Source organism: Pseudarthrobacter sp. ATCC 49987 (assembly GCF_009928425.1).
In the GTDB taxonomy this organism is placed as follows: domain Bacteria; phylum Actinomycetota; class Actinomycetes; order Actinomycetales; family Micrococcaceae; genus Arthrobacter.
The window spans coordinates 2,997,893-3,023,052 of the sequence record NZ_JAABNS010000001.1; the positions used below are offsets into that span (position 1 = coordinate 2,997,893).

A 25,160-nucleotide genomic window follows, 5' to 3' on the forward strand; every position below is an offset into this window, starting at 1 on the left:
CCGCTGGTCCGGACTTGGGGGGTGTACGGACCAGCGGGCTCGAGCATTTAGCATAGTTGAATCAGCACCTCCGGTAAAATCAACGCAGTCCCCGCTCCGCCTAACCCCCGAAGCCGCACTTCCATTCGACTCCGCAGGAAGCCATAGATGCCCTTACCCGCCAAGGCGTTTCAACTCTGGCTCCATGTCGTTGCTCCCACTGCAAGCACGGCCGACATCTGCAGGATCTCCGGGATCAAGCGCACCACGCTCGCCCAGCAGCTGGTCCGCGGAAAAGTCGCGGAAACCACCCTGGTCAGCATCAGCCGTGCGCTGGGACGCAGCCCGCTGGAAGACCTCAGCTCGTTCGACAGCTATGCGGGACTGGCCGGTCAGCCGCAGCCGCCGACCGCGGCCGAACTGGTCAGCCAGATCGCCACCATGGACTTGCTGCGCGCGGTCATTTCCCGCTCGTCCCCGGCGTACGGCGGCTACGGGGACGACGGCAGCGCGTTGACGCCGGCGCTTGGGCCGGCTCCGCACGCCACGTCGGTCCGGAACTGGGTGGACGCGATCGACGACGGCGAATTGCGGCACCGGGTTTCGGCCGCCACCGGGGTCGCGCCGCAGAACTATTCGACCCAGCTGACCGCGAACAGGCTCTCCCCGGAGCTGGCGGTCGCGACCGCACGCGCCGCGGGCGTAGGATTCACAGGCGGACTGGTGGCTACGGGCCTGCTGACGGAGACCGAGGCCGGCTGGGCGCCAGAGGCAAAGCAGGCCGCCCTGGACGCCCTCTCCGATGGCGAACTCACGGCTTTGGCCGGAGAGCGCTTGCAGTCGCTCGGCAGGACCCTGCGCCGCCAGGAGCAGGAACTGGAACAAACAAAAAAGATATGGGAGAACCTCGGATGATCGCGATCCTGCAGTGGACCACCCTGGCGGTCTGCGCTCTCGTCGCGGCCGCGCGGATTCCGAGTGCCGTCCGGGGGGAGAACAGATCACTGTTCTTCGTCTACGCGTTTATGACCGTGGCTATCCTGTTGAGCATTGATGCGCCGTACCTGGCCGTGGACAGGGTTCTGGGCGGCATGAACCTTGCCAACCTGCTTCTGCGCTTCATCATCTTTGGCACCGTCTTCGCGCTGGGACTCAGAATCGCACGGGGCTTCGGCGCCGACGACGCCCTCCGGTTGATAACCGGCCGGCCCGGGATCGCGTTTGCAGGCGCTGCATCGGTGGCGGTTGTGGTGGTCTTCCTGATGATGGACACGGCGGGTTCATCCGCCGGATTAATCGCGGTCTACGACAAAGACGCACGCAATGCGGCCCTCGTGGAGTACTACGGAGCCGCCGGGCGCCTCTATCCCGCTTTCATTACGATCGCCCTCTTTCCCGCCATGGTGAGGGCAGTCCGCAGCAGGCTGCCCCGCCTTGTGCGGCTCGGCGCCGGCCTGGTCGCGGTTGGAACCGTAGCAATCACACTGAGCCTCCTGTCCCCGGTGATCCCTGCATCCCTGGCATTTCTGCGCTTTGTCTTCAGCTACACCGCCATTTTGTGCCTCGTCGTCGGACTGGCCGTGATCTGGTTGTCGAAGCTAGTGGCCAAGGGGAAGCCGTCGGCGCGCACTCATTTGGCCGGATAGTCCCTGTGCTCCGCTGCGGGCCGCACGTACCCCGCTTACATTTCGCCCATCCTGGTTCCTCCCGGCTCACAGCTTTTCCCGGACCCATCTGGTAACGCTAAGGCAACATTAAGCAGGAACCCCGGCTAGGCATTCACAAAATCATTAGACCGTGAGAGAATCATGAATGTGTGAAAGCGGCATTCGCTTCGTGAACGGGAACAGTCCGTGCGGAGCCGAGGCAGCCGCCCAAGCGCCATTGGGGGGATGAGTGGTAGCGGTCCGGCTGGACCGCTACCACTCAGCCTGTTTAACGGCCCGTTTCCGGGTTATAGGACAAAACGTGTGTAAATCCCGGGTGTGCCGGGCGCGTCCTGCCTGGACCCTGAGAAACGCACTCGGGCGCGCGCCTGGTTTCGCCCCTCGTGGGCGGTCCGGGGGCACTTTGACACGGACACGCCGCAAACACCGGACCTAAGGGCCGGAAAACGTGTTCAAAGGCGCCCCGGACGGCGAACGGCGCCGTCCGGAGTTCAAGTCAGATGAACCGGAACGAATGCCCTGGACTCCCGTGTGTGCAGGTACAACTGCCTCTCGATGGCGCACTCCTTCTCCGCTCATGTCCCGGGTGGCACGCGTGTCCTATAACCCCCATTTCCAGTTGACAGCCGCTTCCGGGCCCTCGGCCCGGGCCCCCGGACCGGCCTCCCGCTCCCTGGCCTTTCCGGACGCCGGGTCCTCAGCGCACAAACCTCAACGTCACCAGCTGGAAGGGCCGCAGCACCAGTGCCGCCGAGGCCCCCTCAAATGTCACGCCCGGCGCAGCCGCCGGCCGCTCCAGCAAATCCACGGCCTGGACGTTGCGGACGCCGAAGTCGGCCCTCACACTCCCCGCGGACCGCTCCCCCAGCGACTCGTAGATGCGCACAATCACGTCGCCGGAGCCGTCCTCCGCGAGCTTCACGGCCTCCACCACCAGGGCCGGGTTGGAAACTGTGAGGAGCGGTTCGACCCCGTGGGCGCCCTTGAGCACCCGCGGGGCCAGGTTCGTGCGGTACCCCTCTTCCACGGCGTCGGCGATGCTGGCGCCGGGCCGGATGGTGACGTGCAGTTCGTGCCGGCCGCGGTCCGCACCGGGGTCCGGGAACCTGGGCGCCCGAAGCAGCGAGAGCCGCACCGTGGTGGTCGTACCGCCGTCCTCCTCCCGGATGTTCCGGGTGACGTCATGGCCGTACGTCGACGAGTTGGAAACGGCCACCCCGTAGCCGGGTTCGGCGACGTGGATCCAGCGGTGGGCGCAGATCTCGAATTTCGCGGCTTCCCAGGACGTGTTGAGGTGCGTCGGCCGGAACACGTGGCCGAACTGGGTCTCCGAGGCTGAGCGGTCCGCCCGGACGTCGAGCGCGAATCCCAGCTTGAGCAGCTTCTCGCTTTCCTGCCAGTCCACCGCCGTCGAAATCGCCAACGACCCGGCGCCCGGCGCCAGCGATATCCGCTGGGTGACAGGCGAGGAGCCGGCCAGCCGCTCCACGACGACGACGGCGGCGTCCGTGCCGCCGGACTCCAGCGTCACCGAGCGCGCGTCGGTCAAGGGGACCACATTGCGGCGGTAAAAGGCGTCGATGTCCCAGGCGTCCCATTCGTTGGGGGTGTCGCGGTGAAGCTCGAGCAGGTTGCCGAACTGCCCGGGAGCGATCGCATCGCGACCGCTGGCATGGTCGATCAGGGATGCCAGCAGACCGTCGGCGTTGATGACCGCGCGGATGATTCCGTTGTCGAGGATGTAGCCGCCGGCGGCTTCGGTGGCCCGCACCGGCTGCCCGGCAGAGTGCGGCTCGGCCGCGGCCAGCGCCGGGACGCCATGGCGCCCATGCGGGGCGGCATTGAGCAGGAAATCCGTGTCCCCGGCGCCCAGCAGCGCCGCGGCGGCGTCGGCGATGATCGGCTCGAGCTGCTCGCCGACGGCGGCGTAGTTCCGCTCGGCGTCCTGGTGCACCCAGGCGATGGAGCTGCCGGGGAGGATGTCGTGGAACTGTTGCAGCAGGACCAGGCGCCAGAGCCGCTTCAGCTCGGCCGCCGGGTACGGGTACCCGGCGCGAACGGCGGCTGTGGCGCACCAGAGTTCGGCTTCCCGCAGGAGGTGTTCGCTGCGCCGGTTTCCCAGTTTTGTCTTGGCCTGGCTCGTATACGTGCCGCGGTGCAGTTCGAGGTACATCTCACCGACCCAGACGGGGAGCGCCTCGTACTCGGCCTGGGCACGGGCGAAGAAGCTGGCCGCCGATCCGAGTTCCACCTTCGGAGACCCCTCCAGGTCCGCGGTGCGTCGCGCCGCTGCCAGCATCTCGCGGGTGGGGCCGCCGCCGCCGTCGCCGTAGCCGAACGGGACCAGCGAGGTGGTGCCGCGGCCGTGGTCGCGGTAGTTCCGCTCGGCGTGGGCGAGCTCCCGGCCGCTGAGTTCGGAGCTGTAGCTGTCCACCGGCGGAAAATGTGTGAAGAGCCGGGTGCCGTCGATCCCCTCCCAGTTGAAGGAGTGGTGCGGCATCCGGTTGACCTGGTTCCAGGAGATTTTCTGGGTCAGGAACCACTTGCTGCCGGCGGCCTTGACGATCTGCGGCATGGCCGCCGAATAGCCGAACGTGTCGGGAAGCCATGCTTCCTCACACTCCACGCCGAACTCGGCCAGGAAGAAGCTCTTCCCCTCCAGGAACTGGCGTGCCATGGCCTCGCCGCCGGGCATGTTGGTGTCCGCCTCCACCCACATGCCGCCCACGGGGACGAACTGGCCCGTGGTGACCTTCTCGCGGATCCGCCCGAACAGCTCCGGATACAGCTCCTTGACCCAGGCCAGCTGCTGCGCCGAGGAACAGGAAAACACGAACCCGGGATCCTCGTCCATCAGCGCCACGACGTTGGAGAAGGTGCGGGCGCACTTGCGGATCGTTTCGCGGACGGGCCAGAGCCAGGCGGAGTCAATGTGCGCATGTCCGGTGGCGCGCAGGCGGTGGGCCGAGGCGTAGGCCGGCCGGGCCAGGACGCCGGCCAGGGCCTCGCGCCCCGCACCCGCCGTGCCGGGCACGTCATCGGGATCCATGACATCCAGCATGCGTTCGAGCGCGCGCAGGATTTCGTGACGGCGGGGCAGCTCCATCGGCAGTTCGTGCATGAGGCCGCTGAGGGTCCAGATGTCCTGTTGCAGCTCCCAGACTGCCTGGTTGAGTTCTGCGATGACGATCCTGCCGAGACGGTACTTCGGTTCGTCGCCCGAAGTCGCCTTGTCGCCGTAGGGGGTGGCCGCGAAGGTCCAGCCCTGCGACAGATCGGGGTTGGCGGCCGCCTCGACGTAGAAATCGACGGACATCCCGCTGCCCAGGAGCTTCAGCGGAATGTACTGGTTGCGGGGGGAAATGGCCTTCACGATGGTCCCGTCCGGCCGCCAGGCGATCCCTTCGCATTGGAAACCGGGAAGGTCACTGCTGAAGCCCAGGTCGACGATCACTTCCACTGAGGTGTCCGCCGCCGTGCCCCAGCCGTCCGGAACCTGCCCCTGCAGCCGCAACCACTTCGTGCTCCACGGCCTCCCCCAGGCCGCTCCGTGCTCCTGGGGGATGAACTGTTGCCGGAGCGCCTCCATGACCGGGACGGGTTCGCCCGGGACATCCCAGCTGCTCAGGGTGAGCGGCACGGTGCGCGGATAGACCGCGGGGACGATGCGTTCGCGGACAAAGCGGTCCAGCCGGACTTCCGTGAGACGGCGGTCGTCGTGCAATGTGTTCCTCTTAGCGCTGGCGTGGATGACGCTGAAATGCATCCAATCGATGGATAAAACTTACTTCGCCGCCAGCCCCAGGCCAAGCGGCGTCCAGGGGGCGCTAGCCGCCGACGGGTGCGGGCACGCCCACGCGGTGGGCGCCCGCATACACGTTCAGCGAGGTGCCACGGCTGAAACCGGCCAGCGTGATGCCGCTGGACTCGGCCAGCTCGACGGCCAGGCTCGACGGCGCGCTGACCGCAGCCAGGACCGGAATGCCGGCCAGGGCAGCCTTCTGCACCAGTTCGAAGGACGCCCGCCCGGAAACCTGGAGCACGGTCCCGCGCAGCGGCAGCAGGCCCTCGCGCAGGGCCCAGCCGACCACCTTGTCCACGGCATTGTGGCGACCCACGTCCTCGCGCAGGCACAGCAGCTCGGCGGAGCCGTCGGCGGCGGTCCGGAACAGGCCGGCTGCATGCACACCGCCGGTGACGTCGAAGACGGCCTGGGCTTCCCGCAATTGGTCCGGAAGCCCCGCGAGGGTGGCCACGGGGACCACCAGCGGGTCGTCGGCAGGGCTGAAGTGCGAGGACTTGTGCACTGCCTCAATCGAGTCCGTGCCGCAGATGCCGCACGAGCTGGAGGTGTAGACGTTCCGTCCGGTGTCGGGGCGGACGACGTCGGGCCTCAGCTGGGCTTCCACAACGTTGAACGTCTGGACGCCGTTTTCGTCCTCGCCGGCGCAGAACCGCAGCGAGACGAGCTGTTCGGGGCCCCAGATGACGCCCTCGGAGACGAGGAAGCCGGCGACGAGGTCGAAGTCGTTCCCCGGGGTCCGCATCGTGACGGAGAAGGACAGGCTGCCGATCCGGATTTCCAGCGGCTCCTCGACGGCGAGCACGTCCTCCCGGTGCCGGACCGGGAATTCGAGAGCCTGGGGGGATCCGTCCAGGACATACTTGTGCACCTTGCGGCGCTGCGTGACACGGCCCATTAGGTACTCCTAACCAACATAGCTCCATCATGGCAAGCGCTGGGCCGGGTGGCCAGCGCGCGTTCAAGACCGGGCGTCAGCCCAGCAGTTCACTCCAGTCCACGGGCCCACCGGTGCCGGCAGGCTTCCGGGCGGACCGTTTGGGGGCGGCTTTTTCATTCGTCGCCGCCAGATCCGGCAGGGGCGGCCCCCAGGGAAGGGTGAAAGCGGGCACGGGTTCGCCCAGCTGCACTCCATGCGGCGGGACCACCAGTACGCCGTCGGCTGCGGCCAGCCCGCGCATCATCCCCGGGCCGGTGTGCTGCGCCGGAGAAGCCATGCCGTAGAGAAGCCGGAAGGGCATCAGCCGGGTCCGGCCGGGGTCCGCGTCGATCGTGGAGCCGCACGGCACCTCGGTGACGGGCGGCAGGGGCCGGTGCCCCAGCGCCGCCAGGAGCGGCGCCCCGATGGTTGACAGTGCCATCATGGCTGCAAGCGGGTTGCCCGGCAGCCCGATGATGAACCTGCCGTCCGGCAGTTCCGCCAGCACGGCAGGATGGCCGGGGCGCATGGCGATACCGTCGATCAGCAGGCGCCCGCCGAGCTCGGCCACCGCACGGCGCAGGTGGTCGGTGCCGGACCGGCCCGTGCCGCCGGTGGTGATGACGACGTCGGCGGGCAACAGCTCAGCGGCAGAACGAGAAGAAAGCGGCACCGGGTCGGCAGCCTCCGGGTAGGCGTCCTCGAGGGCGGCGAGCCACTCCTCGTAGCTGTCGCCAATCTTCGTTTCGCCGGCGCAGCTCCCCCCGAGCATTTCCACGACCCCCGCGAGCTGGGGGCCGAAAGTGTCGCGCACCTCCCCCGGCTGCGGGATCCCTGCCGTGACCACCTCGGAGCCGGTGAACACCAGTCGGACCACGGCTTTGCCCAGGACCGGGAGGCTGTCGTGCCCGGCGAGTGCGGCGAGGGCAAGGTGGGCGGGGTTAAGCACGGTGCCGCGCTTGATCAGCACCTCGCCGGCGGCGGCTTCCTGGGCGGCGTTCCGGATGTGCTCGCCGTTCCGCGGCTCGCCGGGCTTGGCGGCGCCGCCGAGCTGCAGGACCGGGAGCCCGTCCTCGTCGGCCGCAATCCTGCCGCTTTCGCTGCGCAGCACGGCCTTCGCTCCGGGAGGCATCAGCCCGCCGGTGACAATCGGGCTTGCCTGGTGCGGGGCCAGCCGCTGGCCGGGCTCCGCGAGGATCCACGGTCCGCTGCCGTTGACGGCCCAGCCGTCCATGGCGGAGGAGGCGTAATGCGGCATGTCCACAAGCGCTTCCACGTCGGCGGCAAGCGTCCGGCCTAAGGCGGCACGAAGGACAACCGGTGCGGCGGGGATGGGAGATGCGCAGTCGAAGGCGAGTTGCCAGGCTTCCGGCCAGGTGTGCGCAAGGTGCCGGTGCGCCTCGGGTTCCGGTTCGCCGGGCGTTGCGGCCGGGCCGTCCTCGGAGCGGCCGGCAACTGCCTCGGCCGGGCCTTCGGCAGGGGCGCCCCCTGCAGGCTCATCCCGTGCGGCAGCCGCGCTGCCGTGAGGGGGTGCAGGTGTCATGCTCCGGGGGCTTCGTTGGCTGCGTAGTCGTTGGCGAGTTTGCGGGCAACGCCCATCGCGGCCCGCATTGCGACGGCATCTGTGGCCTGGCCGGAGCCGGAGGCCAGGCCGGCCGCGAAACCGGCAATGAAGGTCGTCAAAGGAGCAGCCGGTCGCACCACCGAGTGCGCTGCCACCCCGGCCAAGGCCAGGACCTCGTTCACGTCAACCTCGACGCCGTCCAGTTCCAGGGCCTGAAGCAGGGCACGGCACCAGTCTTCCAGTGTTTCATCCTTGCTCTTCACCGTTTGCCTCCAAGGTCGAGTTCAGCTGGGGAGCCCCGGACCGGATGCCTGGATGGTGGCGGCCACGGCCAAGGCTGTCGCGGCCCTGCCCCTCGGGTGGGCCGCTTACCCCTAACGCGGAGGCATCGTCCCAAGTATCCACATCATCCGTGGACCCTCTGGGGACGCTGACTTCGCGCACCTTCAGCGTAGCAAGAAGGGCGAAAACGGAGGCATTCTCCAGCGCGCCGCGCTGCCGGGCCTCGTCGACGCAGTGTTGTAGCGCAGCTGTGCCATATAGGCCCACCAGCGGCTGCCGGCGCCCGTCAGCAGAGACCGCCATCAGCCCGTCCCCCGGCGCGGCACCCGCGGCCGCTTCCCGCAGCGCCTGGACGGCGGCCCCCGCCCGGGGCATATCGACGGCGAGGACAAGGGTGAACGGGGCCGCGCCCGGGTGCCGGGGGTCCCCACGGCGGTGCTGTTCCAGGGCGGACAGCCCGGCGGCAACGGCAGCTGCAGGGCCGGCAAAGGGCGGATCCTCGCGGCAGCTCAGCACCCCTTCCGGCAGGGCCCCCGGGTCGGGCCCGACTACGGCGACGGCCGCCGCGCCGCGGGCGGCCTGCAGCGCGCGTTCCAGGAGGGTGGCGCCGTCGTGCATCAGCCCGGACTTGGGAACGCCTCCCAGCCGGGCGGACCGGCCCCCGGAAAGAATGACAGCATCGAATTCCACCGGCCCAGCCTAGCGTGGTCCGGGCCAGCCGGTCAGGCACCAAAGGCCAGGCAGCGGCGGGCCGCGTCAGGCAGCGGATTCCGGCAGCAGGAACGGGTCCCAGGCCGGCGTCGGCTTCTCCAGCTCCTTGATTTGCCACGTGGTGCCCCTGGGAGGTGCCGGGCTGAAGCTGAGCTTCCATCCCATTTCACCCGGGGTGTGGTCGCCCTTGGCGTTGTTGCACCGCAGGCAGGCAGCGACGAGGTTTTCCCAGGAATCCGCACCGCCCCTGGATTTGGGCTGGACATGATCGATGGTGTGGGCAGCTTTGCCGCAGTACGCGCAACGGTGTCCGTCCCGTCGGAGCACTCCGCGGCGGCTCACCGCCGTCATCGTGTTGTACCGGGGCCTGATGTAGCGATTCAGGAGAATCACCGACGGCCGGCCAAGGACGTCCTGCGGCCCGACGACGGGATCGTCGCCTTCCGCCACGACACTGGCCTTTCCAGTCAGCACAAGGACGAGCGCCCGGCGGAAGGTCACAACCGCCAGCGGCTCATATCCAGCATTCAGAACGAGTGTGCGCATCCGCATACCTCTTCACGGCCGCACCCGCCAGGGGCACGAGGGCCGGCTGCCCTCTGCATGGTCGGGCTATGGATCGACAAAACAAGAGTAAACATGGACATGCCAATTCGCCGAATCTTTTTTGCCTGCCGCGACCCGTGTCGGCTGAAGTTCACGCCCCGGCAACGCAAAGGACCCCCGCCGAATGGCAGGGGTCCTGTGCTTTGATTACTTTGCTACAGCTGCTGTCTTAGCCGCCGACGCGGATGAAGACCGGGCCGGAGCCGACGTTGACAGTCTGCAGGGACGTGGTTCCACCGTTCCAGCCGCCGTGAACGGCCATGCCGTTGCCGACGTATACAGCGATGTGGGCCATGCCGGCGCCACCGTTCTGGTAGTACGCGAGGTCGCCCGGCTGTGCCTCGGCGGCGCTCACGGTGCGGCCGAGGGACAGGTAACCTGCCGGCCAGCCGTGGTAGTTGATGCCCGCAGCAGCCAGAGCGTTCGTGGCGAGTGCGGTGCAGTCCTGGCTGACGCCGATCTGGGCGTAGGCAGCGGCGGCGATCGTGGCGCCCATGCCGCTGGCGACGGCCGGGGCAGCGGTGCCGGCGGCGCCGACCTTGGTGCCGGCGGTCTTGGCGGTGTTCGCCGTGGGAGTCTCCTGGACCTTCACGACAGGCTTCGGGGCCTCGACGACCGGTGCCGGGGAGGTGGTGACGGCCGGCTTCTCGTAGGAGATGGCGATGGTGGAAGCTGCCGAGATGGTCGCCGGGGTGGCCGACTGGACTTCGAGCGTGGAAGCCGAAGTGGATTCGCGCTGGACGTTGGCCTCAGCAGCGTTGGCTGCGATACCGCTGGTCAGGACGAGGCCGGAAGCGGCAGCGATAACTGCGGCCTGACGGCCCATGCCGCCGGCGTTGTCGCCGACAGCCTTGGCAATGACGGCCAGCGAGTTGGTCTTGGTGACCTCGGCGCGGTGCCGTGCGTTTGCACGAGTAGTCATTAAGTTCTCTCTTTCGTGATCCTGGGTCCGCGCTTTTCAGGCGCAGGCTGAGGACGCTCCGGCATCTTGGGGGTACGCCGGATCGCCCCGAAATGGGTTACTTAGCGAAGGGTGTACTGCGAAGACGCGCCAAAAGCGGGAACTGCATGCAGGTGCATGGCCTGCGGGCCGGACTCAGTAGAGATTGAAACGGCGGTGCGGGATCCGTTCCGGGCGCCAGCAAGGGCGGCACGGAAGTTGGATTCCAGCGGGCTCGTAAGAGCCGCGCAAGCGCGGTGACGCGCAGCATTGTGGCGTGAAGACACGAAAGTAGCCTCTCCCAATGCCTGCGAGGTGAGCTGTCGGATTCGGATGGGAGTCACCCGGCCGCGCTGCTTCCTGGGAAGCTTTGCGACTTAACCCCAAGGTCTTCTTGCGAAGACCAAAATTGGTTCCCCCGCCCCTGCCAGACGATGTAATGCGAACGGACCTTGAGCGGTGGCAGAGCTAGGCAATCCACTCAAGAGCGCCAACTTCGGAAAAGTTGGCGTAGGTCAAACGGTACAGCAGTCGGGGCCCAATGTCACATTCGGATCACGGCGTGTCACAAGAATGCGAGAGCTTCCCTTCAGCTTTGTCAGAGCCAACCGGTCGGGTCAACGACTTCGCCGTTGACCATGACCTCGAAGTGCAGGTGGCAGCCCGTAGAGGCGCCGGTGGTGCCGCTGAGCGCCACGACATCGCCGCGGGAGACCTGCTGGCCCACCTTGACGCTGGACGAGGACAAGTGGTTGTAGGTGGTCTCCAGGCCGTTGCCGTGATCGATCACCACCCGGTTTCCGCCACCGTAGGGATGCCATCCCGTGAAGGTCACGGTGCCGCTCGCGGCAGCGTGGACGGCAGTGCCGCACTGGGCCGAGTAGTCCTGGCCGCGGTGGAATTCCCCGGAGCCGCCGGTGATGGGGCTGACGCGGTAGCCGAAGGGCGACGCGGTCTTCATCTGGTCCAGGGGCGGGCCGAGGCTGCCCGAGGAGGCTGCCCGGGTGATGGAGCCGACGGACTGGGCGCCCAGCAACTGCTTGAGCTTTCCGTCCGGGTCACCCTGGGTGGTGATAGCGGTGCGGTTGAAGTCGATCTTGGCGTCGGCGGCGGTGACGTCCGGTTGGACGGCGGCCGAGACGGATCCGGAGGAGGAACCCGTGTTCGTGGCCATCACGGGGCCCGTCGCGGGGACCGTGACGGTGAGGACCAGACCCGTGGCGGCCAGCGCAATGCCGGCCTTTTGACCAACGCCGCTGGCGGCGGCAAAGTCTGTTACCTGACGGAACGGGCTGCGGCGGCCTCTTCGTTCATCGCGGTGCGCGTCACGGGGGCGGTCTGCCATGACGGCGACGGCCGGACGCGGCTCCGGTGCGGGACCGGACGCGCGACGTCGGCCCCTGGCGGTCTGGGTGGTCAAGAACGATTCCTCTCTGGAGAAGCCTGCGGAGTTAGCTGTCGGATTCGGGTCAGAGAGATCAAAGACCCGGTCCGCCGTAGCAAGCATCCAGGCGCAGGGGCATCCAGGGGAGTCCCTCGGTCCAGTGTGCTTGCCGCTGACGGACTTCACCCCAAGGCTGTTGAACAGCCAGAAGTGGTTCCCCCGCCTCTGCCAGAAGGTGATTCGGCGACTGATCCGCTGGCAGAGTTCGGCTTCGGATCAGATAACGCTTTGGTATCGGTACTAGTGATCAACTATAGGCGATTAAGCCGTCCAGAGATAAATCCGTTATCGGCCCTGTGCACAACTCATGGGTGGTCCATGAGTCCTCGGATAGCTCCTGTTAACTGACGGTAACAAAGACGTGGGCCGCGACCTCGGGCGGTAGTTCCAGGGCACCTTCGATGTCGGGGACCCGCACCGAGATGTACTCCCCCACACGCTCCAGCGACACCAGGGCGCCCGGGCGGATGCCACCCTCATCGAGCTGGACCAGCAGTTCCGGTTCCACCTGGATGGGCTCGGCAAGCCGGTTAACCCTGACCGTGGAATCGGGCCCGTAGCCGGTCATGGCTTCGAGCAGGTTCACGACGCCGTCCGCGAGGGGCTGGGACGGCAGGCCGCCCAGTTCCGCGAGGCCGGGAATCGGGTTGCCATAGGGCGAGACGGTGGGGTGGTTGAGCAGTTCGAAGATCCGTCGTTCGACCCGTTCGCTCATGACGTGTTCCCAGCGGCAGGCTTCCTCGTGGACGTAGGCCCAGTCGAGCCCGATCACGTCAGCCAGCAGCCGTTCGGCAAGACGGTGCTTGCGCATGACTTCGATGGCGCGTTTCCGGCCGGTTTCCGTCAGTTCAAGGTGCCGGTCGCCGGAAACAACCACCAGTCCGTCGCGTTCCATCCGGCCGACCGTCTGGGACACAGTGGGTCCGGAGTGGCGCAGCCGCTCGGCGATGCGGGCTCGGAGGGCGACGATGTTTTCTTCTTCAAGTTCCAGAATGGTCCGAAGATACATCTCGGTTGTATCGATCAGATCCGTCATTCAGCTCAGCTCCTCGAGCGCCGTCCTTGCGTAATTCCCACCGTACCGCGTGCTGCTGGCGCCCTGGCGGGGTCCGCCGTACGTTCGCAGGCCAGCTTAGCCTAATTTGAATTACTCCGGATAATCTCAATGACCGGACTGTGACGGTCCTTTTTCCCTCCCCCGCGGGGCAGTCAGGCAGAATGAAAGGACAGGCTCCGCTGCAGCCACCCTGCCGGGCCACCTCCCGAGCCACACTTTGTACCAGCCGAAAAATTGGAGCCACTGTGAGCGACACCAGCATCACGATTCCCGCAAACCTCCTTCCAAAGGACGGCCGGTTCGGCGCCGGGCCGTCCAAGGTCCGCCCGGAACAGATGGAAGCACTCGCAGCGGCCTCGAATCTGCTGGGAACATCCCACCGCCAGGCGCCGGTCAAGAACCTGGTGGGGTCGGTCCGGACCGGGCTCAGCCAGTTCTTCCGTGCTCCCGAGGGCTATGAGGTCATCCTGGGCGTCGGCGGATCAACCGCGTTCTGGGACATCGCCAGCTTCGGGCTGGTGGAGAACAAGGCACAGCACTTGTCCTTTGGCGAGTTTGGCTCGAAGTTCGCTTCCGCCACCAACAATGCACCGTTCCTGGCCGATTCCTCCATCATCAAGTCCGAGCCGGGCACCCGGCCGGCGGCCCGGGCCGAGGCCGGCGTCGACGTTTACGCCTGGCCCCAGAACGAGACGTCCACCGGTGTCGCCGCTCCGGTCCGGCGCGTGGCCGGCGCCGATGAAGGGTCCCTCGTCCTGGTTGACGCCACCTCGGCTGCCGGCGGGCTGGACGTCGACGTTGCGGAAGCGGACGTCTATTACTTCGCCCCGCAGAAAAACTTCGCGTCCGACGGCGGCCTCTGGCTTGGCCTGTTTTCCCCGGCAGCGCTGGAACGTGCGGCCCGGATCAAGGCCGGCGGCCGCTGGATCCCGGACTTCCTGGACCTCCAGACGGCGATTGACAACTCGCGGCTGAACCAGACCTACAACACCCCGGCCCTGGCCACGCTGGTCACCCTGGACGCCCAGGTCCAGTGGCTCAACGCCAGCGGCGGACTGGACTTCGCCTCGGCGCGCACGGCGGATTCGGCCGGAAGGATCTACCGATGGGCCGAGGCCTCGGAGTACGCCACCCCCTTTGTGGCGAAGGCTGAGGACCGCTCCAACGTGATCGCGACCATCGACTTCGATGACTCCATCGACGCCGCGGCGATCGCCAAGGTGCTGCGCGCCAACGGCATCGTGGACACCGAGCCGTACCGCAAGCTGGGCCGCAACCAGCTGCGGATCGCTACCTTCGTGGCGATCGAGCCGGATGACGTGTCGGCGCTGCTGGAGTGCATCGATTTCGTCCTGGGCGAGCTGAAGAAGTAGCTCCGCCGCAACACGCGCGCTGCTACGTCAGCGTTCGTCAGCGTTCGACGGCGTCGTCCGGTTTGTGTCCCCGGCCGGCGCCGTTGGCGTCGGGGCCTCCACCGGGGCCCGGCCCGGTCCCGTCGGTGCGGGCGGACACGACGCGGAAGTGGTGGATCCCGCGGGCACGGCGGTCGAACCGGATCCGCAGGTGTTGGGCCCGGACAATCCACACCAGCCCGATCAGGGCAGCGATCAGACCGGAAGCAGCGGCGACGCTGAGGGACCAGCGGGGACCGGCGACGTTCGCGACCCACCCCACAAACGGCGCCCCGATGGGCGTGCCGCCCATGAAGATTGCCATATAGAGCGCCATCACCCGGCCACGCATCACGGGGTCCGTGGTGGTCTGCACGTAGCCGTTGGCGCTTGTCATCATCGTGATCGCGAAGAGCCCCACCGGAACCAGCGCCACGCCAAACCAGAAGTAGCTGGGGGCCAGCGCGGCGACGCCGGAGGCCACACCGAAGGCTCCGGCCGCGCCGAAGATGAACCGCAACCTCGGCTTCTTGCGGCCGGCCGACAGCAGGGCTCCGGCGACGGAGCCAACGGCCATGACGGAGTTCATGAGGCCGAACGCGCTGGCATCCAGGCCGAATTCCGTTCCGACCATGGCCGCGATAAACAGCACGAAGTTCAGTCCCAGGGTCCCCACAATGAAGACCGCGACCAGCACCACCACGATGTCCGGCCTGAACCGGACGTAGCGCAGCCCTTCCCGGATCCGGCCTTTGCCGGCCGCGGCCCGGGGCAGCTGGCGCAGCGAGGTGGTGGGGATCTTCCACAGGCTCAGGAGCAGCGCCACAAAGGTCAGGGTGTTGATCAGGAAGACCCAGCCCGGGCCCACGGCAACCGTGAGGATGCCGGCCACTGCGGGTCCGATCATCCGGGCCACATTGAAGGAGGCGCTGTTGAGGGCCACCGCGTTGGGCAGGTACTCGTCGCGGACCAGTTCGGAGACGAAGGTCTGCCGCACGGGGGCATCGAGTGCGGACACGACGCCCAGCAGCAGCGCGAAGCCGTAGACATGCCAGAGCTGCGCGGCCCCTGAGATCACGAGGATTCCGAGGCCTGCACTCAGCACAGCCATCGCGGACTGGGTCAGGACGAGCAGTTGTTTGCGGTTGAAGCGGTCAGCAATCAGCCCGGCCACGGGGGCGAGGAAGAGCTGGGGGCCGAGCTGCAGGGCCATCGTGATGCCCATGGCGCTGGCATCGTGCTCGGTCAGGTGGTCAAAGACCAGCCAGTCCTGGGCTGTGCGCTGCATCCAGGTCCCGATGTTGGAGACGACCGCCCCGATGAACCAGATCCGGTAGTTCAGGATGTGCAGGGACTTGAAGGTGGACATCATGTCCAGCCCTCACTGTGCAGCGTCCCTGATGGTTCCAACCGCTAGTCAACCTGCGCTGCGGGCAGTTCGTCGTCCGGGTCGTCGCCGGCAGCCGTTGCGGGGTCATCGTCGTTGTCAACATCGTCGTTGTCAACATCGTCGTTGTCAACATCGTCGGCGTCGTATTCGTCGCCGGCGCCGTCGGCGTTGCCGTCGGCGTCGTCCGAGTCGTCCTCCGGCGCGTCGTCAGCGTAGTCTTCGGGCGCCTCGCCGGGGGTGGCGACGGCGTCGCCAGGTTCGCCTGCGTCCTGGCGCGGAGCCGCACCGGCGGCTTCGGGGCTTTCCTCGTCGCCCTGCTCATCGCCCGGGCGGACACGCTCTGCCCACGGGATCCACTCAGGCGCCAGGATCGAGTCCTCGGAGGGCAGCAGGCCGAGTTCATCGACTGTCACAACCTTTGACCTGGAGTTCCGGGTCAGCACGGCGTACCACTGCCAGCCGCCGTAGCCGGCCAGCTTGGACTCGAACAGGTGCGTGACCAGGCGGTCGCCTTCGCTCTTGGCCGCGAGATGCCGGCCGATCTGTTCGGCGGGGGCGATGCCCTCGAGGGCGGCACGCGCGTCGTCGACGGCGGCCGCCAGGAAAGCATCGGGCTTGCCGGTGCGCCAGACGGGAACCCCGGCGCGTGGCCTGGTGCCGTCTTTGGTCCCGGTTTTTTTGGGATCCGGAGTCATCGCCGGGTCCTACGCGTCCAGCTCGTCGGCAACCTTACGCAGGGCGACCGCGATCGCCTTGCCCTTGTTGCCTTCCGGGTACTTGCCCGCGGACAGCGTTCCGGACAGGTTGTCCAGGACGCTGACGAGGTCCTGCACCAGCGGGGCAAGATCCTTCGCGCTGGGCCGCTTGGCCTTGGCGATGGACGGCGTCTTGTCCAGCACGCGCAGGCCCAGGGCCTGGGCGCCCTTGCGGCCGTCGGCCACGCCGAATTCAACCCGGGTGCCGGCCTTGAGCTCGGTTACGCCCTCGGGCAGCGCGGACTTCGGCAGGAAGACTTCCTGGCCGTCCTCGCCCGCGAGGAATCCGAAGCCCTTTTCCTTGTCATACCACTTGACCTTGCCGGTAGGCACGTAATCAACCTTCTTCGTTCTGCTGGTGACACGGCCGGCGGTCACCGCATCCGCATGGATATGCGGGTTCAGGGTATGACTGCCCGGACCGTGTTGGTCTGTTCCTTCAAGGTTATCCTGCCCAGTCCACTTTGGCCGTTTGGGGCGCGGGACAAGCCGGGCTGTTAGCGTTAGCTCCATGACTCCACTGCGTTTCCGGCGGCCACTGTTGATCGTTGCGGCTGTTGCGGCTGTGCTGTCGCTCACGGCCGTCGGCGTCGTGATGGCGATGGCCTTCAACAATTCCGTGCCGCCCGTGTGGATCACGTCCACCGCCCTCTACGGGCTCCCGGCGGCATTCCTGCTGATGCTCCTGCTCGTGATCGACGGCGCCGCGGCCCGGCGACGGACCGGAAAGCCGGACGGAAGGTAGCGTTGCACTGATGTCCCTGATCCGCGCGCTCAGCAAGGAACTGCAGGCACGCAGCGATGACTCGCTGCGGGCCTTGTTCTCCGCGCGGCCGGACCTCATTTCCCCTGGCGTGCCCGACTTTGCGGCCCTTGCGGCCCGCGCCAGCGGCCGGGTCAGCGTCCAGCGCGCCCTGGAACGGCTCAACCGCCCGCAGATGCAGGTCCTCGAAACCCTGCACTTATGCACGAACACGGACACCGGGCACAGCGCCTCCGCCCCGATGCTGAAGAAGCTGATCAACGGCGCCACGCTCACCGCGATTGAAAAGATGCTGCACTCGCTCCAGGAACTGGCCCTGGTCCACCGGGCCGAACCGCCGCACGGCGCCGCGCCGGCCGCCGGCACTAAGCAGCGCTACTACCTGCCCGTGGGCAGCCTCAAGGACGTGATCGGGATCTACCCGGCCGGTCTGGGGCGCAGCTACACCGAACTCGTGCGGCTCCAGCCGGCCTTCGCGCAACGCGTCGTGCAGCTGGTCGGGGAACTGCACCACAACGGCGCGGCTGTCTCCCCCGCGGCCACCCCGATGGAGGCGGCACTGTCGCTGCAGCACTGGACGGCCACGCCGGAATCCCTCCGGCAGATCCTGGAGACCGCCCCGGAACGCACCACGGCGCTGCTCGCACGGTTCGGGAACTGGGCCATGGGCGCCGTTCCCCAGGCGCAACGGCGCGCGTCCGTGCTGCACGAGGCCACCGACGTCGGGCCGGTGGACTGGCTCCTGGCCCGCGGGCTGCTGGTGCCGCTGGACGCCGCCCACGTGGAGCTTCCGCACAGCGTCGGGGTCGCTTTGCGGGGCGGCTTTGTCATCGAGAAGTTTGCGCTGACTCCCCCGGCCCCGCGGCTGGGATCCACGTCCGCCGCACTGCGCCGCAACGCCGCACTGGGCGCCATCGCCGAAACCCTGCGGCTGGTGGGCGAACTGCTCTACATCGTCCGCGACCAGCCCCTCGTCACCCTGCGCAGCGGCGGTGTGGGCGTCCGGGAACTCAAGCGCCTGGCGGACGCGCTGCGGACCGAAATGCACGACGCCGGCGTGCTCGCGGAATTGTGCGCCCTGGCCGGCCTGATCCGGCTGGACGTGGACAGTTCCGCCTGGATCCAGCCCGCGCAGCTTGAGTGGCTGACGCTTCCGCGGCAGGAGCAGTGGCTCTGGCTGGTCAATGCCTGGCTCGCCAGCGAGCGGGCGCCCTCCCTCGTGGGACAGCCCGTCAACGGCTCGGCCGCGGTCCCGGCCCTCCACCGCGGCCTGGCCGGCAACACCATCAACGCGCTCTCGGCCGAAGCCCAGCGTCCGGACGCCCCCGTGGTCCGGAAACGGATCCTGGAAATCCTGGCCGAGCTGACCGCGGAGGCCGCCGCCCCGGACGGGCAGGCGCCGGTGCTGGACGCCGCCGCCGTGCTGGAGCGCGCCGACTGGGCCCAGCCCCGGATGGCCCGGCGTTTCAGCTCGCTGATCCGGGGGGTCCTGGCCGAGGCCGAGCTGCTGGGACTCATCGGCTCGGGTGCGCTGAGCCAGATCGGGGCGGCCATCGCGGCAGAACAGCCCGATGAGGCGATGGGAATCCTGGGCGAACACCTGCCGGCCGCCCTGAACCACGTCCTGCTCCAGGCCGACCTCACGGCAGTGGCACCGGGCTACCTGGCGCCGGACCTGACCGAAAAGCTCCTCACCATGGCCGACGCCGAGGGCCAGGGGCCCGCCACGATCTACCGCTTCTCGGCGTCCTCGGTCCGGCGCGCGCTCGACTCGGGCCAGGATGCCCAGGGCATGCTGGACTTCCTGGGCCTGCACTCGGCCACGGCCATCCCGCAGCCGCTGAAGTACTTGATCGAGGACACCGCCGCCCGGCACGCCAGGCTGCGGGTGGGGTCCGCCGCGAGCTTCATCCAGAGCGACGACGAGACGGCCCTCCTGGAGCTGCTCAACACTCCCGGCGCCTCCGGACTGGGTTTGGTCCGGATCGCGCCCACGGTGCTGGTCTCGCACGCCGCTCCGCGGGAAACAGCCCAGCTGCTCCGGAGCCTGGGGCTGTCCCCCGCGGTGGAAGAATCCGGGGCCGGGAGCATCCGGCTGCGCCGCACCACTGCCGTGCCCGGAAGTGTCCGGCCGGTCTACAGCGCCCCGCGCACCGCGCCTCCGGAGGCCGACGTCGACGCCCAGCTGGCGGTCCTGCGCAACGAACGGACTGCCGCGGACGGCACCGGCGGTCATCCCGCCGCGGCCCCCGGCAGCGAGGAAGCAACCCAGCTCGGGCTGGAAACCCTGCAGAAGGCGATCCGGCTCAAACAGCGCGTGGTGATGAACGTCGTCGACGGCATGGGGAATGCCGTGCGGGAAACGGTTGTTCCGGTAGCTGTGAACGGCGGACGGGTGCGGGTTTTCGATCCGGCGAAGGAAACCGAACGCGTATTGTCCATCCACCGGATTATTGACGTAGAAGCCGCAGAGGAATCGCTCCAGTGAACGATGGACCGCTGATCGTCCAGAGTGACAAGACCATCCTGCTCGAAGTGGACCACGAACTTGCCACCGAGGCACGCCACGCCATCGCCGCGTTCGCAGAGCTGGAACGTGCCCCCGAGCACATCCACAGCTACCGGCTTACTCCGCTGGGCCTCTGGAATGCCCGGGCGGCCGGCCTGGACGCCGAAAAGGTGCTGGACACGCTGCTGAAGTACTCCCGGTTCCCGGTTCCGCATTCCCTGCTCATCGACGTCGAAGAGACCATGTCCCGGTACGGCCGGCTGCGGCTCGAAAAGGACCCCCAGCACGGCCTTGTGATGCGCACCTCCGACTATCCGGTGCTGGAGGAGGTCAGCCGCGCCAAGAAGATCGCCCCGCTGCTGGGCCCGAGGATCGACGGCGAGACCGTCGTGGTGCACTCCTCCCAGCGCGGGCAGCTCAAGCAGCTGCTGCTCAAGATCGGCTGGCCGGCCGAGGACCTGGCCGGCTACGTCGACGGCACGCCGCACCCGATCATGCTCAACCAGACCGGCTGGAAGCTCCGCCCCTACCAGCAGCTGGCGATGGAGAATTTCTGGGCCGGCGGCAGCGGCGTCGTCGTGCTTCCCTGCGGAGCCGGCAAAACGCTCGTGGGTGCCGCCGCGATGGCCACCAGTTCCACCACCACCCTGATCCTGGTCACCAACACGGTGTCCGCCCGGCAATGGAAGGACGAGCTGCTCAAGCGGACGTCCCTTACCGAGGAGGAGATCGGCGAGTACTCCGGCTCCGTCAAGGAAGTCCGTCCCGTCACCATCGCCACGTACCAGGTCCTGACCACCAAGCGGGGCGGGCTCTACCCCCACCTGGAGCTGGTGGACGGCAACGACTGGGGACTGATCATCTATGACGAGGTCCATCTCCTGCCCGCCCCGATCTTCCGGATGACCGCGGACCTGCAGGCGCGCCGCAGGCTCGGCCTCACCGCCACGCTGATCCGGGAGGACGGCCGCGAGGGCGAAGTCTTCAGCCTGATCGGGCCCAAGCGCTACGACGCGCCGTGGAAGGACATCGAGGCGCAGGGCTACATCGCGCCCGCCGACTGCGTCGAGGTCCGGATCGACCTGCCCCGCGACGAACGTGTGGCCTATGCGATGGCCGAGGACGCGGACAAGTACCGGCTCTGCGCAACGTCCGAGTCCAAGACCCTGGTGGTGGAACAGCTGGTGGCCGAGCATGCCGGCGAGCAGCTGCTGGTGATCGGCCAGTACATCGACCAGCTGGACGAGATCGGCGAGCGCCTGCAGGCGCCGGTGATCAAGGGCGACACGTCCGTCAAGGAACGCCAGAAGCTCTTTGATGCCTTCCGCGCCGGCGAGGTGCAGACCCTGGTGGTGTCCAAGGTGGCCAACTTCTCCATCGACCTGCCGGAGGCGTCGGTCGCGATCCAGGTGTCCGGCTCCTTCGGCTCCCGGCAGGAAGAGGCCCAGCGCCTCGGCCGGCTGCTGCGCCCCAAGAAAGACGGCCGGGCCGCACGGTTCTACTCCCTCGTGGCCAGGGACACGCTGGACCAGGAGTTCGCCGCCAAGCGCCAGCGCTTCCTGGCCGAGCAGGGCTACGCCTACCGGATCATGGACGCCAAGGACGTCGGGACCGCAAGCTAGCACGCGCCCATTCAACACACATCCGACATTCAGAAAACTCCCAGATTCTGGGAGCATCATGGGAACCATGAAAAAGACCGGACCAGAAGCCAAGCTGCTCGTCGTCGACGATGAACCCAACATCCGCGAGCTGCTGTCAACGTCGCTGCGCTTTGCCGGCTTTGAAGTCGTCTCGGCGTCCAACGGCCGGGAAGCCCTGGCGGCGGCGGATCTCCACTCCCCGGATCTGGCCGTCCTGGACGTGATGCTGCCTGACATGGACGGCTTCACCGTCACCCGCCGGCTGCGCGCCGCAGGCAAGCACTTCCCCGTCCTCTTCCTGACCGCCAAGGATGACACCGAAGACAAGGTCATGGGCCTGACGGTGGGCGGCGACGACTATGTCACCAAGCCGTTCAGCCTCGACGAGGTCGTGGCACGCATCCGCGCCGTCCTGCGCCGCACGCAGCCGCTGCAGGATGACGATGCGGTCATCCGCGTCGATGACCTCGAACTCGACGACGACGCCCACGAGGTCCGCCGCGGCGGGACGGTCATCGAACTGTCCCCGACCGAATTCAAGCTCCTGCGCTACCTCATGCTGAATCCCAACCGCGTGCTGTCCAAGGCCCAGATCCTGGACCACGTCTGGGAATACGACTTCAACGGGGACGCCTCGATCGTGGAGTCCTACATCTCCTACCTGCGCCGCAAGGTCGACATTGATCCCGACGCCCCGGCCCTGATCCAGACCAAACGGGGCGTGGGCTACGTGCTGCGGACGGCCGAGAAGCGCTGACCTTGCTGCTCCACCGTTGGAAGTCGGCGTCCCTGAGGTCGCAGCTTGTCGCGATCATGACGGCGCTGATGCTCGTGGCCCTCACCGCCACCGGCGCCGGAACGCTGACCCTGCTGCACAGCTATCTGCAGGGGCAGGTCGACGACAAGCTCCATGCCGCCGTGGCCTCGGTGCGGCAGCAGCAGTCCTTCAGCCAGTTGCAGGACCAGAGCCAGAGCATCCCCACCGACTACTCGCTGATGCTCTTCGCGCCGGGACAGCCGCCTCTGCCCTTTGGCGGCAACAAACAGGTCCACCCGGACATCGCCAGCATCAGCGCAGCGGACGCCGCGGAACGCCAGCAGACTCCGTTCCAGGTCCGCGGCACGGACGGACACAACTGGCGGGTGGTCGCACTCAACGTCGTCGACAGCAACGAGCGCAGCTCCGTGGTGGTGATCGGGCTGCCGCTGTGGCCGGTCGATTCCGTCATGGAACATGCGGTCCTGGTGGTGGTCGGCGTCGGGCTCCTGACCCTCATCCTGGCCTTCTTCATCGCCACCTGGAGCATCTCCCGGTCCTTCCGGCCGCTGGCCCGGGTCGAGAAGACCGCAGCAGCCATTGCCGCCGGCGACCTCTCCCGGCGCGTCGAAATTGAAAACCCCAACACCGAGGTGGGCCGGCTGGGCAGCTCCCTCAATGCCATGCTCGCCCACATCGAGACGGCCTTCGCCGCAAGGATGGCCTCCGAGGCGAGGATGCGCCGCTTCGCCGCCGATGCGTCGCACGAACTGCGCACCCCGCTGGTCACGATCCGCGGCTTCTCCGAGCTGTACCGGCACGGCGCCCTGTCCACCCCGGAGGACGTGTCCACCGCCATGGGACGGATCGAAAGCGAAGCCAAGCGGATGGGGACCATGGTGGAGGACCTGTTGCTGCTGGCCCGGATCGATGAGCAGCGGCCGCTGCAGCAAAAGCCTGCCGATCTGCTGCTGGTGGCCAACGACGCCGTGGTGGACACCCAGGCGAGCGACCGCGGCCGTGTCATTTCACTGACCGGGCTCGACGGCGGTCCGCCCGGGCCGGCGCCGGTCCTCGGCGACGAGGCAAAGCTGCGGCAAGTCGTGGGCAATCTCGTGGGCAACGCCCTGCGCTACACCCCCGGGGGCACGCCGATCGAACTGGCCGTAGGCGTCCGGACCGGCACCGACGGAACCCGGCAGTCCGTCATCGAGGTCCGCGACCACGGCCCCGGGGTCCCGGACGAGGAAGCCGCGCGGATCTTCGAGCGGTTCTACCGCGCGGATACCTCCCGCACCCGGGAGACCGGCGGCAGCGGGCTGGGACTGGCGATCGTCGCGGCCATCGTCGGTGCGCATTCCGGCACCGTCAGGGTCTCGAAGACCGACGGCGGCGGGGCCACGCTGGTGGTCAGCCTTCCGTACCTGGACGAGGCCACGGACGACGCGGCTGCCGCTGCACGCGCCAGCACGGCCGCCCCCTCCGGCGACGGCTCCAGCTCCGGTGACACTGACGCTGACGCTGCCGCGAGTTAGCCTGTCCGCGGTCCCTGCAGCCTTTTCCACATACCGCGACCGACTGCTCCCCGGGCCACGGCGGCCTGCCTAGGCTCGCAGTGACCGGAAAGTCCGGATCAGCCACTCCAGAGAGGCCATCCCATGAGCATCATCTCCGTCGACACCGAACTCCTTCAGCTCAAGTCCGCGAACGTCAAGGCCACGGTCGACCGGATCAGCGCCGACGTGCAGGCCATGAAACGCGGGCTCGACGAGCTGCAGGCCACGTGGCGCGGCTCGGCGGCCACCAACTTCCACGCCCTGGTGTCCGAGTGGACCCTGACCCAGGGAAAGGTCGAGGCGTCCCTGGCGTCCATCAACCTGGCGCTGAACTCCGCAGCGGCGAGCTACGCCCAGGCCGAACTGAACAACACCCAGCGCTTCAGCTGACCGGCCGCCTGTCCGCCGGAGAACGGCTCACGCCTCGGGGGTGCCCTGATGGAAGCGGAGCCGCCACTGCGCGCCGTCGTGGACCCACAGGGAGCTGCGCAGCGCAGTTCCCGACCGGGTGTGGCTGCGGTAGGTCAGGAGCACGGTCTGCTCCCCCAGCCGGTCTGCGCCGAGCACCTCCAGATCGGCGGGGCCGCCGGGCTGCTCCGCCAGGGACATCATCACGGCGTCCCGGGTCCACATCCGGCCCGAGCTGCCGATTTCGGTGAAATCCGGGTGCAGCAGCACACCGGTGCGTCCGATGTCGGCACGCGTTTCCGGCCGGAGGAGCTCACGCTCGAGTGCCTCGACGATTGCTTCCGGGCTCGCGTCCGTGCCCGGGGCGGGCGTAGTGTCCTCGTCGAACTCGCTGAAGAGGTCCGGCTCGTCGAAGAGCGAAGGCTCGGCGAACAACTGCGGCTGGCCGGTCGGCGCGCCCTGGGGCACCGCCGGCGCGGCCGCAGGTGCTGGCGGTGCTGCCAAAGACGGTGCCCCGGCCGCGGCCCCGAACCCTGGCCCCTGGCGCACGGCCACGCCCCGCTGGTAGGCCGTGGCCGCGGCCCTGGCGCGGTCATCCGCTGCCTCGTTGAGGTCATGCCCGGCGTGGCCTCGCACCCATTCGAACGTGTACTTGCGGCCGACCAGCGCCTGGTCAATTTCCTTGAGCAGCTCGACGTTCATCACGGGCTTGCCGTCAGACTTGCGCCAGCCCTTGCGCTTCCAGCCCGGCATCCATTTGGTGACGGAGTTGATGACGTACTGGCTGTCGCAGAGGATGTGCAGATGCTCGCCCGGCAGGTGCGCTGTGGAGCGGAAGAGGTCCAGCACGGCCATGAGCTCGCCCATGTTGTTGGTGCCGTGCGGCCATCCCCCGGCCCGCCAGCAGTCGTCGTCCACGTACCAGGCCCATCCGGCCGGGCCGGGATTTCCTAAAGCCGAACCGTCGGCTGCTGCTGTAATTGTCACTGCACCATCCTGCCAGACCGTCGCCGCCAA

22 protein-coding genes and 2 riboswitches are annotated in these 25,160 nt (G+C 67.9%); of the genes, 9 read left to right on the plus strand and 13 right to left on the minus strand.

Annotated elements, in window-relative coordinates:
• Window positions 1–147 precede the first annotated feature (147 nt).
• Both GXK59_RS13845 and GXK59_RS13850 read left to right on the plus strand, forming a co-directional pair.
• The gene (locus tag GXK59_RS13845) at window positions 148–894 is read left to right on the plus strand and encodes a hypothetical protein (RefSeq protein ID WP_160667611.1); all 747 of its coding nucleotides are present in this window, start codon (window positions 148–150) and stop codon (window positions 892–894) included.
• Window positions 876–1,625, plus strand: coding sequence for a hypothetical protein (locus GXK59_RS13850; protein WP_337248071.1), 750 nt, complete (start codon window positions 876–878; stop codon window positions 1,623–1,625). Before GXK59_RS13845 ends, GXK59_RS13850 begins: the two co-directional genes overlap by 19 nt.
• A 718-nt stretch (window positions 1,626–2,343) precedes the next feature.
• Here the strand turns inward: GXK59_RS13850 and GXK59_RS13855 are convergent.
• The 9 genes from GXK59_RS13855 to GXK59_RS13895 form a co-directional block, all read right to left on the minus strand.
• A complete protein-coding gene (locus tag GXK59_RS13855; protein ID WP_160669181.1) occupies window positions 2,344–5,370 on the minus strand; it encodes an alpha-mannosidase in 3,027 nt (1,008 codons plus the stop codon).
• Between the two features lie 103 nt (window positions 5,371–5,473).
• On the minus strand, window positions 5,474–6,346 hold the full coding sequence (gene fdhD, locus GXK59_RS13860) for a formate dehydrogenase accessory sulfurtransferase FdhD (RefSeq protein ID WP_160667613.1): 873 nt from the start codon (window positions 6,344–6,346) through the stop codon (window positions 5,474–5,476).
• 76 nt (window positions 6,347–6,422) lie between these two features.
• The gene (locus GXK59_RS13865; protein ID WP_160667615.1) at window positions 6,423–7,910 is read right to left on the minus strand and encodes a molybdopterin molybdotransferase MoeA; all 1,488 of its coding nucleotides are present in this window, start codon (window positions 7,908–7,910) and stop codon (window positions 6,423–6,425) included.
• Window positions 7,907–8,194 (minus strand): DUF6457 domain-containing protein, encoded by a 288-nt coding sequence (locus tag GXK59_RS13870; protein WP_160667617.1) that lies wholly within the window; start codon window positions 8,192–8,194, stop codon window positions 7,907–7,909. The genes GXK59_RS13865 and GXK59_RS13870 overlap by 4 nt, the downstream gene beginning before the upstream one ends.
• Window positions 8,178–8,903 (minus strand): molybdenum cofactor guanylyltransferase, encoded by a 726-nt coding sequence (mobA, locus tag GXK59_RS13875; RefSeq protein ID WP_160667619.1) that lies wholly within the window; start codon window positions 8,901–8,903, stop codon window positions 8,178–8,180. The genes GXK59_RS13870 and mobA overlap by 17 nt, the downstream gene beginning before the upstream one ends.
• Before the next feature lie 66 nt (window positions 8,904–8,969).
• Window positions 8,970–9,470, minus strand: a complete 501-nt coding sequence (locus GXK59_RS13880) for an HNH endonuclease (RefSeq protein ID WP_160667620.1) — start codon at window positions 9,468–9,470, stop codon at window positions 8,970–8,972.
• Window positions 9,471–9,699: 229 nt separating this feature from the next.
• Complete coding sequence (locus GXK59_RS13885) at window positions 9,700–10,452, minus strand: NlpC/P60 family protein (protein WP_160667622.1); 753 nt, start codon at window positions 10,450–10,452, stop codon at window positions 9,700–9,702.
• Between the two features lie 309 nt (window positions 10,453–10,761).
• A riboswitch (cyclic di-AMP (ydaO/yuaA leader) is annotated at window positions 10,762–10,931 on the minus strand.
• A gap of 137 nt (window positions 10,932–11,068) precedes the next feature.
• The gene (locus GXK59_RS13890) at window positions 11,069–11,890 is read right to left on the minus strand and encodes a M23 family metallopeptidase (protein WP_160667624.1); all 822 of its coding nucleotides are present in this window, start codon (window positions 11,888–11,890) and stop codon (window positions 11,069–11,071) included.
• A gap of 4 nt (window positions 11,891–11,894) precedes the next feature.
• Window positions 11,895–12,110, minus strand: a riboswitch (cyclic di-AMP (ydaO/yuaA leader).
• Window positions 12,111–12,254: 144 nt separating this feature from the next.
• Window positions 12,255–12,950: a metal-dependent transcriptional regulator gene (locus GXK59_RS13895; RefSeq protein ID WP_160667626.1), complete on the minus strand. Its 696-nt coding sequence runs from the start codon at window positions 12,948–12,950 to the stop codon at window positions 12,255–12,257.
• Between the two features lie 266 nt (window positions 12,951–13,216).
• On the opposite strand from GXK59_RS13895, the gene serC reads away from it, so the two are divergent.
• A complete protein-coding gene (gene serC, locus GXK59_RS13900) occupies window positions 13,217–14,344 on the plus strand; it encodes a phosphoserine transaminase (RefSeq protein ID WP_160667628.1) in 1,128 nt (375 codons plus the stop codon).
• Window positions 14,345–14,381: 37 nt separating this feature from the next.
• On the opposite strand, the gene GXK59_RS13905 is transcribed toward serC, so the two are convergent.
• From GXK59_RS13905 to GXK59_RS13915, 3 genes are read right to left on the minus strand one after another with little or no spacing between them, the layout of a single operon-like run.
• Entirely contained in the window at window positions 14,382–15,731 is a 1,350-nt protein-coding gene (locus GXK59_RS13905; protein WP_160669182.1) for an MFS transporter, read from the minus strand.
• Between the two features lie 44 nt (window positions 15,732–15,775).
• Window positions 15,776–16,447 (minus strand): DUF3027 domain-containing protein, encoded by a 672-nt coding sequence (locus GXK59_RS13910; RefSeq protein ID WP_160667630.1) that lies wholly within the window; start codon window positions 16,445–16,447, stop codon window positions 15,776–15,778.
• Window positions 16,448–16,456: 9 nt separating this feature from the next.
• Window positions 16,457–16,840 carry a cold-shock protein gene (locus tag GXK59_RS13915; RefSeq protein ID WP_024366560.1) on the minus strand — a complete coding sequence of 128 codons (384 nt, stop codon included), beginning with the start codon at window positions 16,838–16,840 and terminating at the stop codon, window positions 16,457–16,459.
• 178 nt (window positions 16,841–17,018) lie between these two features.
• Here GXK59_RS13915 and GXK59_RS13920 point away from each other — a divergent pair, with 178 nt between their 5' ends.
• The 6 genes from GXK59_RS13920 (at window position 17,019) to GXK59_RS13945 (ending at window position 24,125) form a co-directional block, all read left to right on the plus strand.
• The gene (locus tag GXK59_RS13920) at window positions 17,019–17,252 is read left to right on the plus strand and encodes a hypothetical protein (RefSeq protein ID WP_160667632.1); all 234 of its coding nucleotides are present in this window, start codon (window positions 17,019–17,021) and stop codon (window positions 17,250–17,252) included.
• 10 nt (window positions 17,253–17,262) lie between these two features.
• Complete coding sequence (locus GXK59_RS13925; RefSeq protein WP_160667634.1) at window positions 17,263–19,758, plus strand: helicase-associated domain-containing protein; 2,496 nt, start codon at window positions 17,263–17,265, stop codon at window positions 19,756–19,758.
• Complete coding sequence (locus GXK59_RS13930; RefSeq protein WP_160667636.1) at window positions 19,755–21,401, plus strand: DNA repair helicase XPB; 1,647 nt, start codon at window positions 19,755–19,757, stop codon at window positions 21,399–21,401. Before GXK59_RS13925 ends, GXK59_RS13930 begins: the two co-directional genes overlap by 4 nt.
• Window positions 21,402–21,468: 67 nt before the next feature.
• Entirely contained in the window at window positions 21,469–22,179 is a 711-nt protein-coding gene (locus GXK59_RS13935; protein WP_024366556.1) for a response regulator transcription factor, read from the plus strand.
• Between the two features lie 5 nt (window positions 22,180–22,184).
• On the plus strand, window positions 22,185–23,714 hold the full coding sequence (locus tag GXK59_RS13940) for a sensor histidine kinase (RefSeq protein WP_202129221.1): 1,530 nt from the start codon (window positions 22,185–22,187) through the stop codon (window positions 23,712–23,714).
• A gap of 123 nt (window positions 23,715–23,837) precedes the next feature.
• Window positions 23,838–24,125, plus strand: coding sequence for a WXG100 family type VII secretion target (locus tag GXK59_RS13945; protein ID WP_160667638.1), 288 nt, complete (start codon window positions 23,838–23,840; stop codon window positions 24,123–24,125).
• Window positions 24,126–24,152: 27 nt separating this feature from the next.
• On the opposite strand, the gene GXK59_RS13950 is transcribed toward GXK59_RS13945, so the two are convergent.
• Complete coding sequence (locus GXK59_RS13950) at window positions 24,153–25,130, minus strand: ribonuclease HI family protein (protein WP_160667640.1); 978 nt, start codon at window positions 25,128–25,130, stop codon at window positions 24,153–24,155.
• Window positions 25,131–25,160 lie beyond the last annotated feature (30 nt).

Excerpts from the sequence above, each read along its gene's own strand:
- GXK59_RS13880 (WP_160667620.1), bottom strand. The coding sequence starts at position 9,470 with ATGCGCACACTCGTTCTGAATGCTGGATATGAGCCGCTGGCGGTTGTG.
- GXK59_RS13865 (WP_160667615.1), bottom strand. The coding sequence starts at position 7,910 with ATGACACCTGCACCCCCTCACGGCAGCGCGGCTGCCGCACGGGATGAG.
- GXK59_RS13895 (WP_160667626.1), bottom strand. The coding sequence starts at position 12,950 with ATGACGGATCTGATCGATACAACCGAGATGTATCTTCGGACCATTCTG.
- GXK59_RS13920 (WP_160667632.1), top strand. The coding sequence starts at position 17,019 with ATGACTCCACTGCGTTTCCGGCGGCCACTGTTGATCGTTGCGGCTGTT.
- GXK59_RS13935 (WP_024366556.1), top strand. The coding sequence starts at position 21,469 with ATGAAAAAGACCGGACCAGAAGCCAAGCTGCTCGTCGTCGACGATGAA.
- GXK59_RS13850 (WP_337248071.1), top strand. The coding sequence starts at position 876 with ATGGGAGAACCTCGGATGATCGCGATCCTGCAGTGGACCACCCTGGCG.
- GXK59_RS13885 (WP_160667622.1), bottom strand. The coding sequence starts at position 10,452 with ATGACTACTCGTGCAAACGCACGGCACCGCGCCGAGGTCACCAAGACC.
- GXK59_RS13910 (WP_160667630.1), bottom strand. The coding sequence starts at position 16,447 with ATGACTCCGGATCCCAAAAAAACCGGGACCAAAGACGGCACCAGGCCA.
- GXK59_RS13905 (WP_160669182.1), bottom strand. The coding sequence starts at position 15,731 with ATGTCCACCTTCAAGTCCCTGCACATCCTGAACTACCGGATCTGGTTC.
- GXK59_RS13925 (WP_160667634.1), top strand. The coding sequence starts at position 17,263 with ATGTCCCTGATCCGCGCGCTCAGCAAGGAACTGCAGGCACGCAGCGAT.
- GXK59_RS13845 (WP_160667611.1), top strand. The coding sequence starts at position 148 with ATGCCCTTACCCGCCAAGGCGTTTCAACTCTGGCTCCATGTCGTTGCT.
- fdhD (WP_160667613.1), bottom strand. The coding sequence starts at position 6,346 with ATGGGCCGTGTCACGCAGCGCCGCAAGGTGCACAAGTATGTCCTGGAC.
- GXK59_RS13945 (WP_160667638.1), top strand. The coding sequence starts at position 23,838 with ATGAGCATCATCTCCGTCGACACCGAACTCCTTCAGCTCAAGTCCGCG.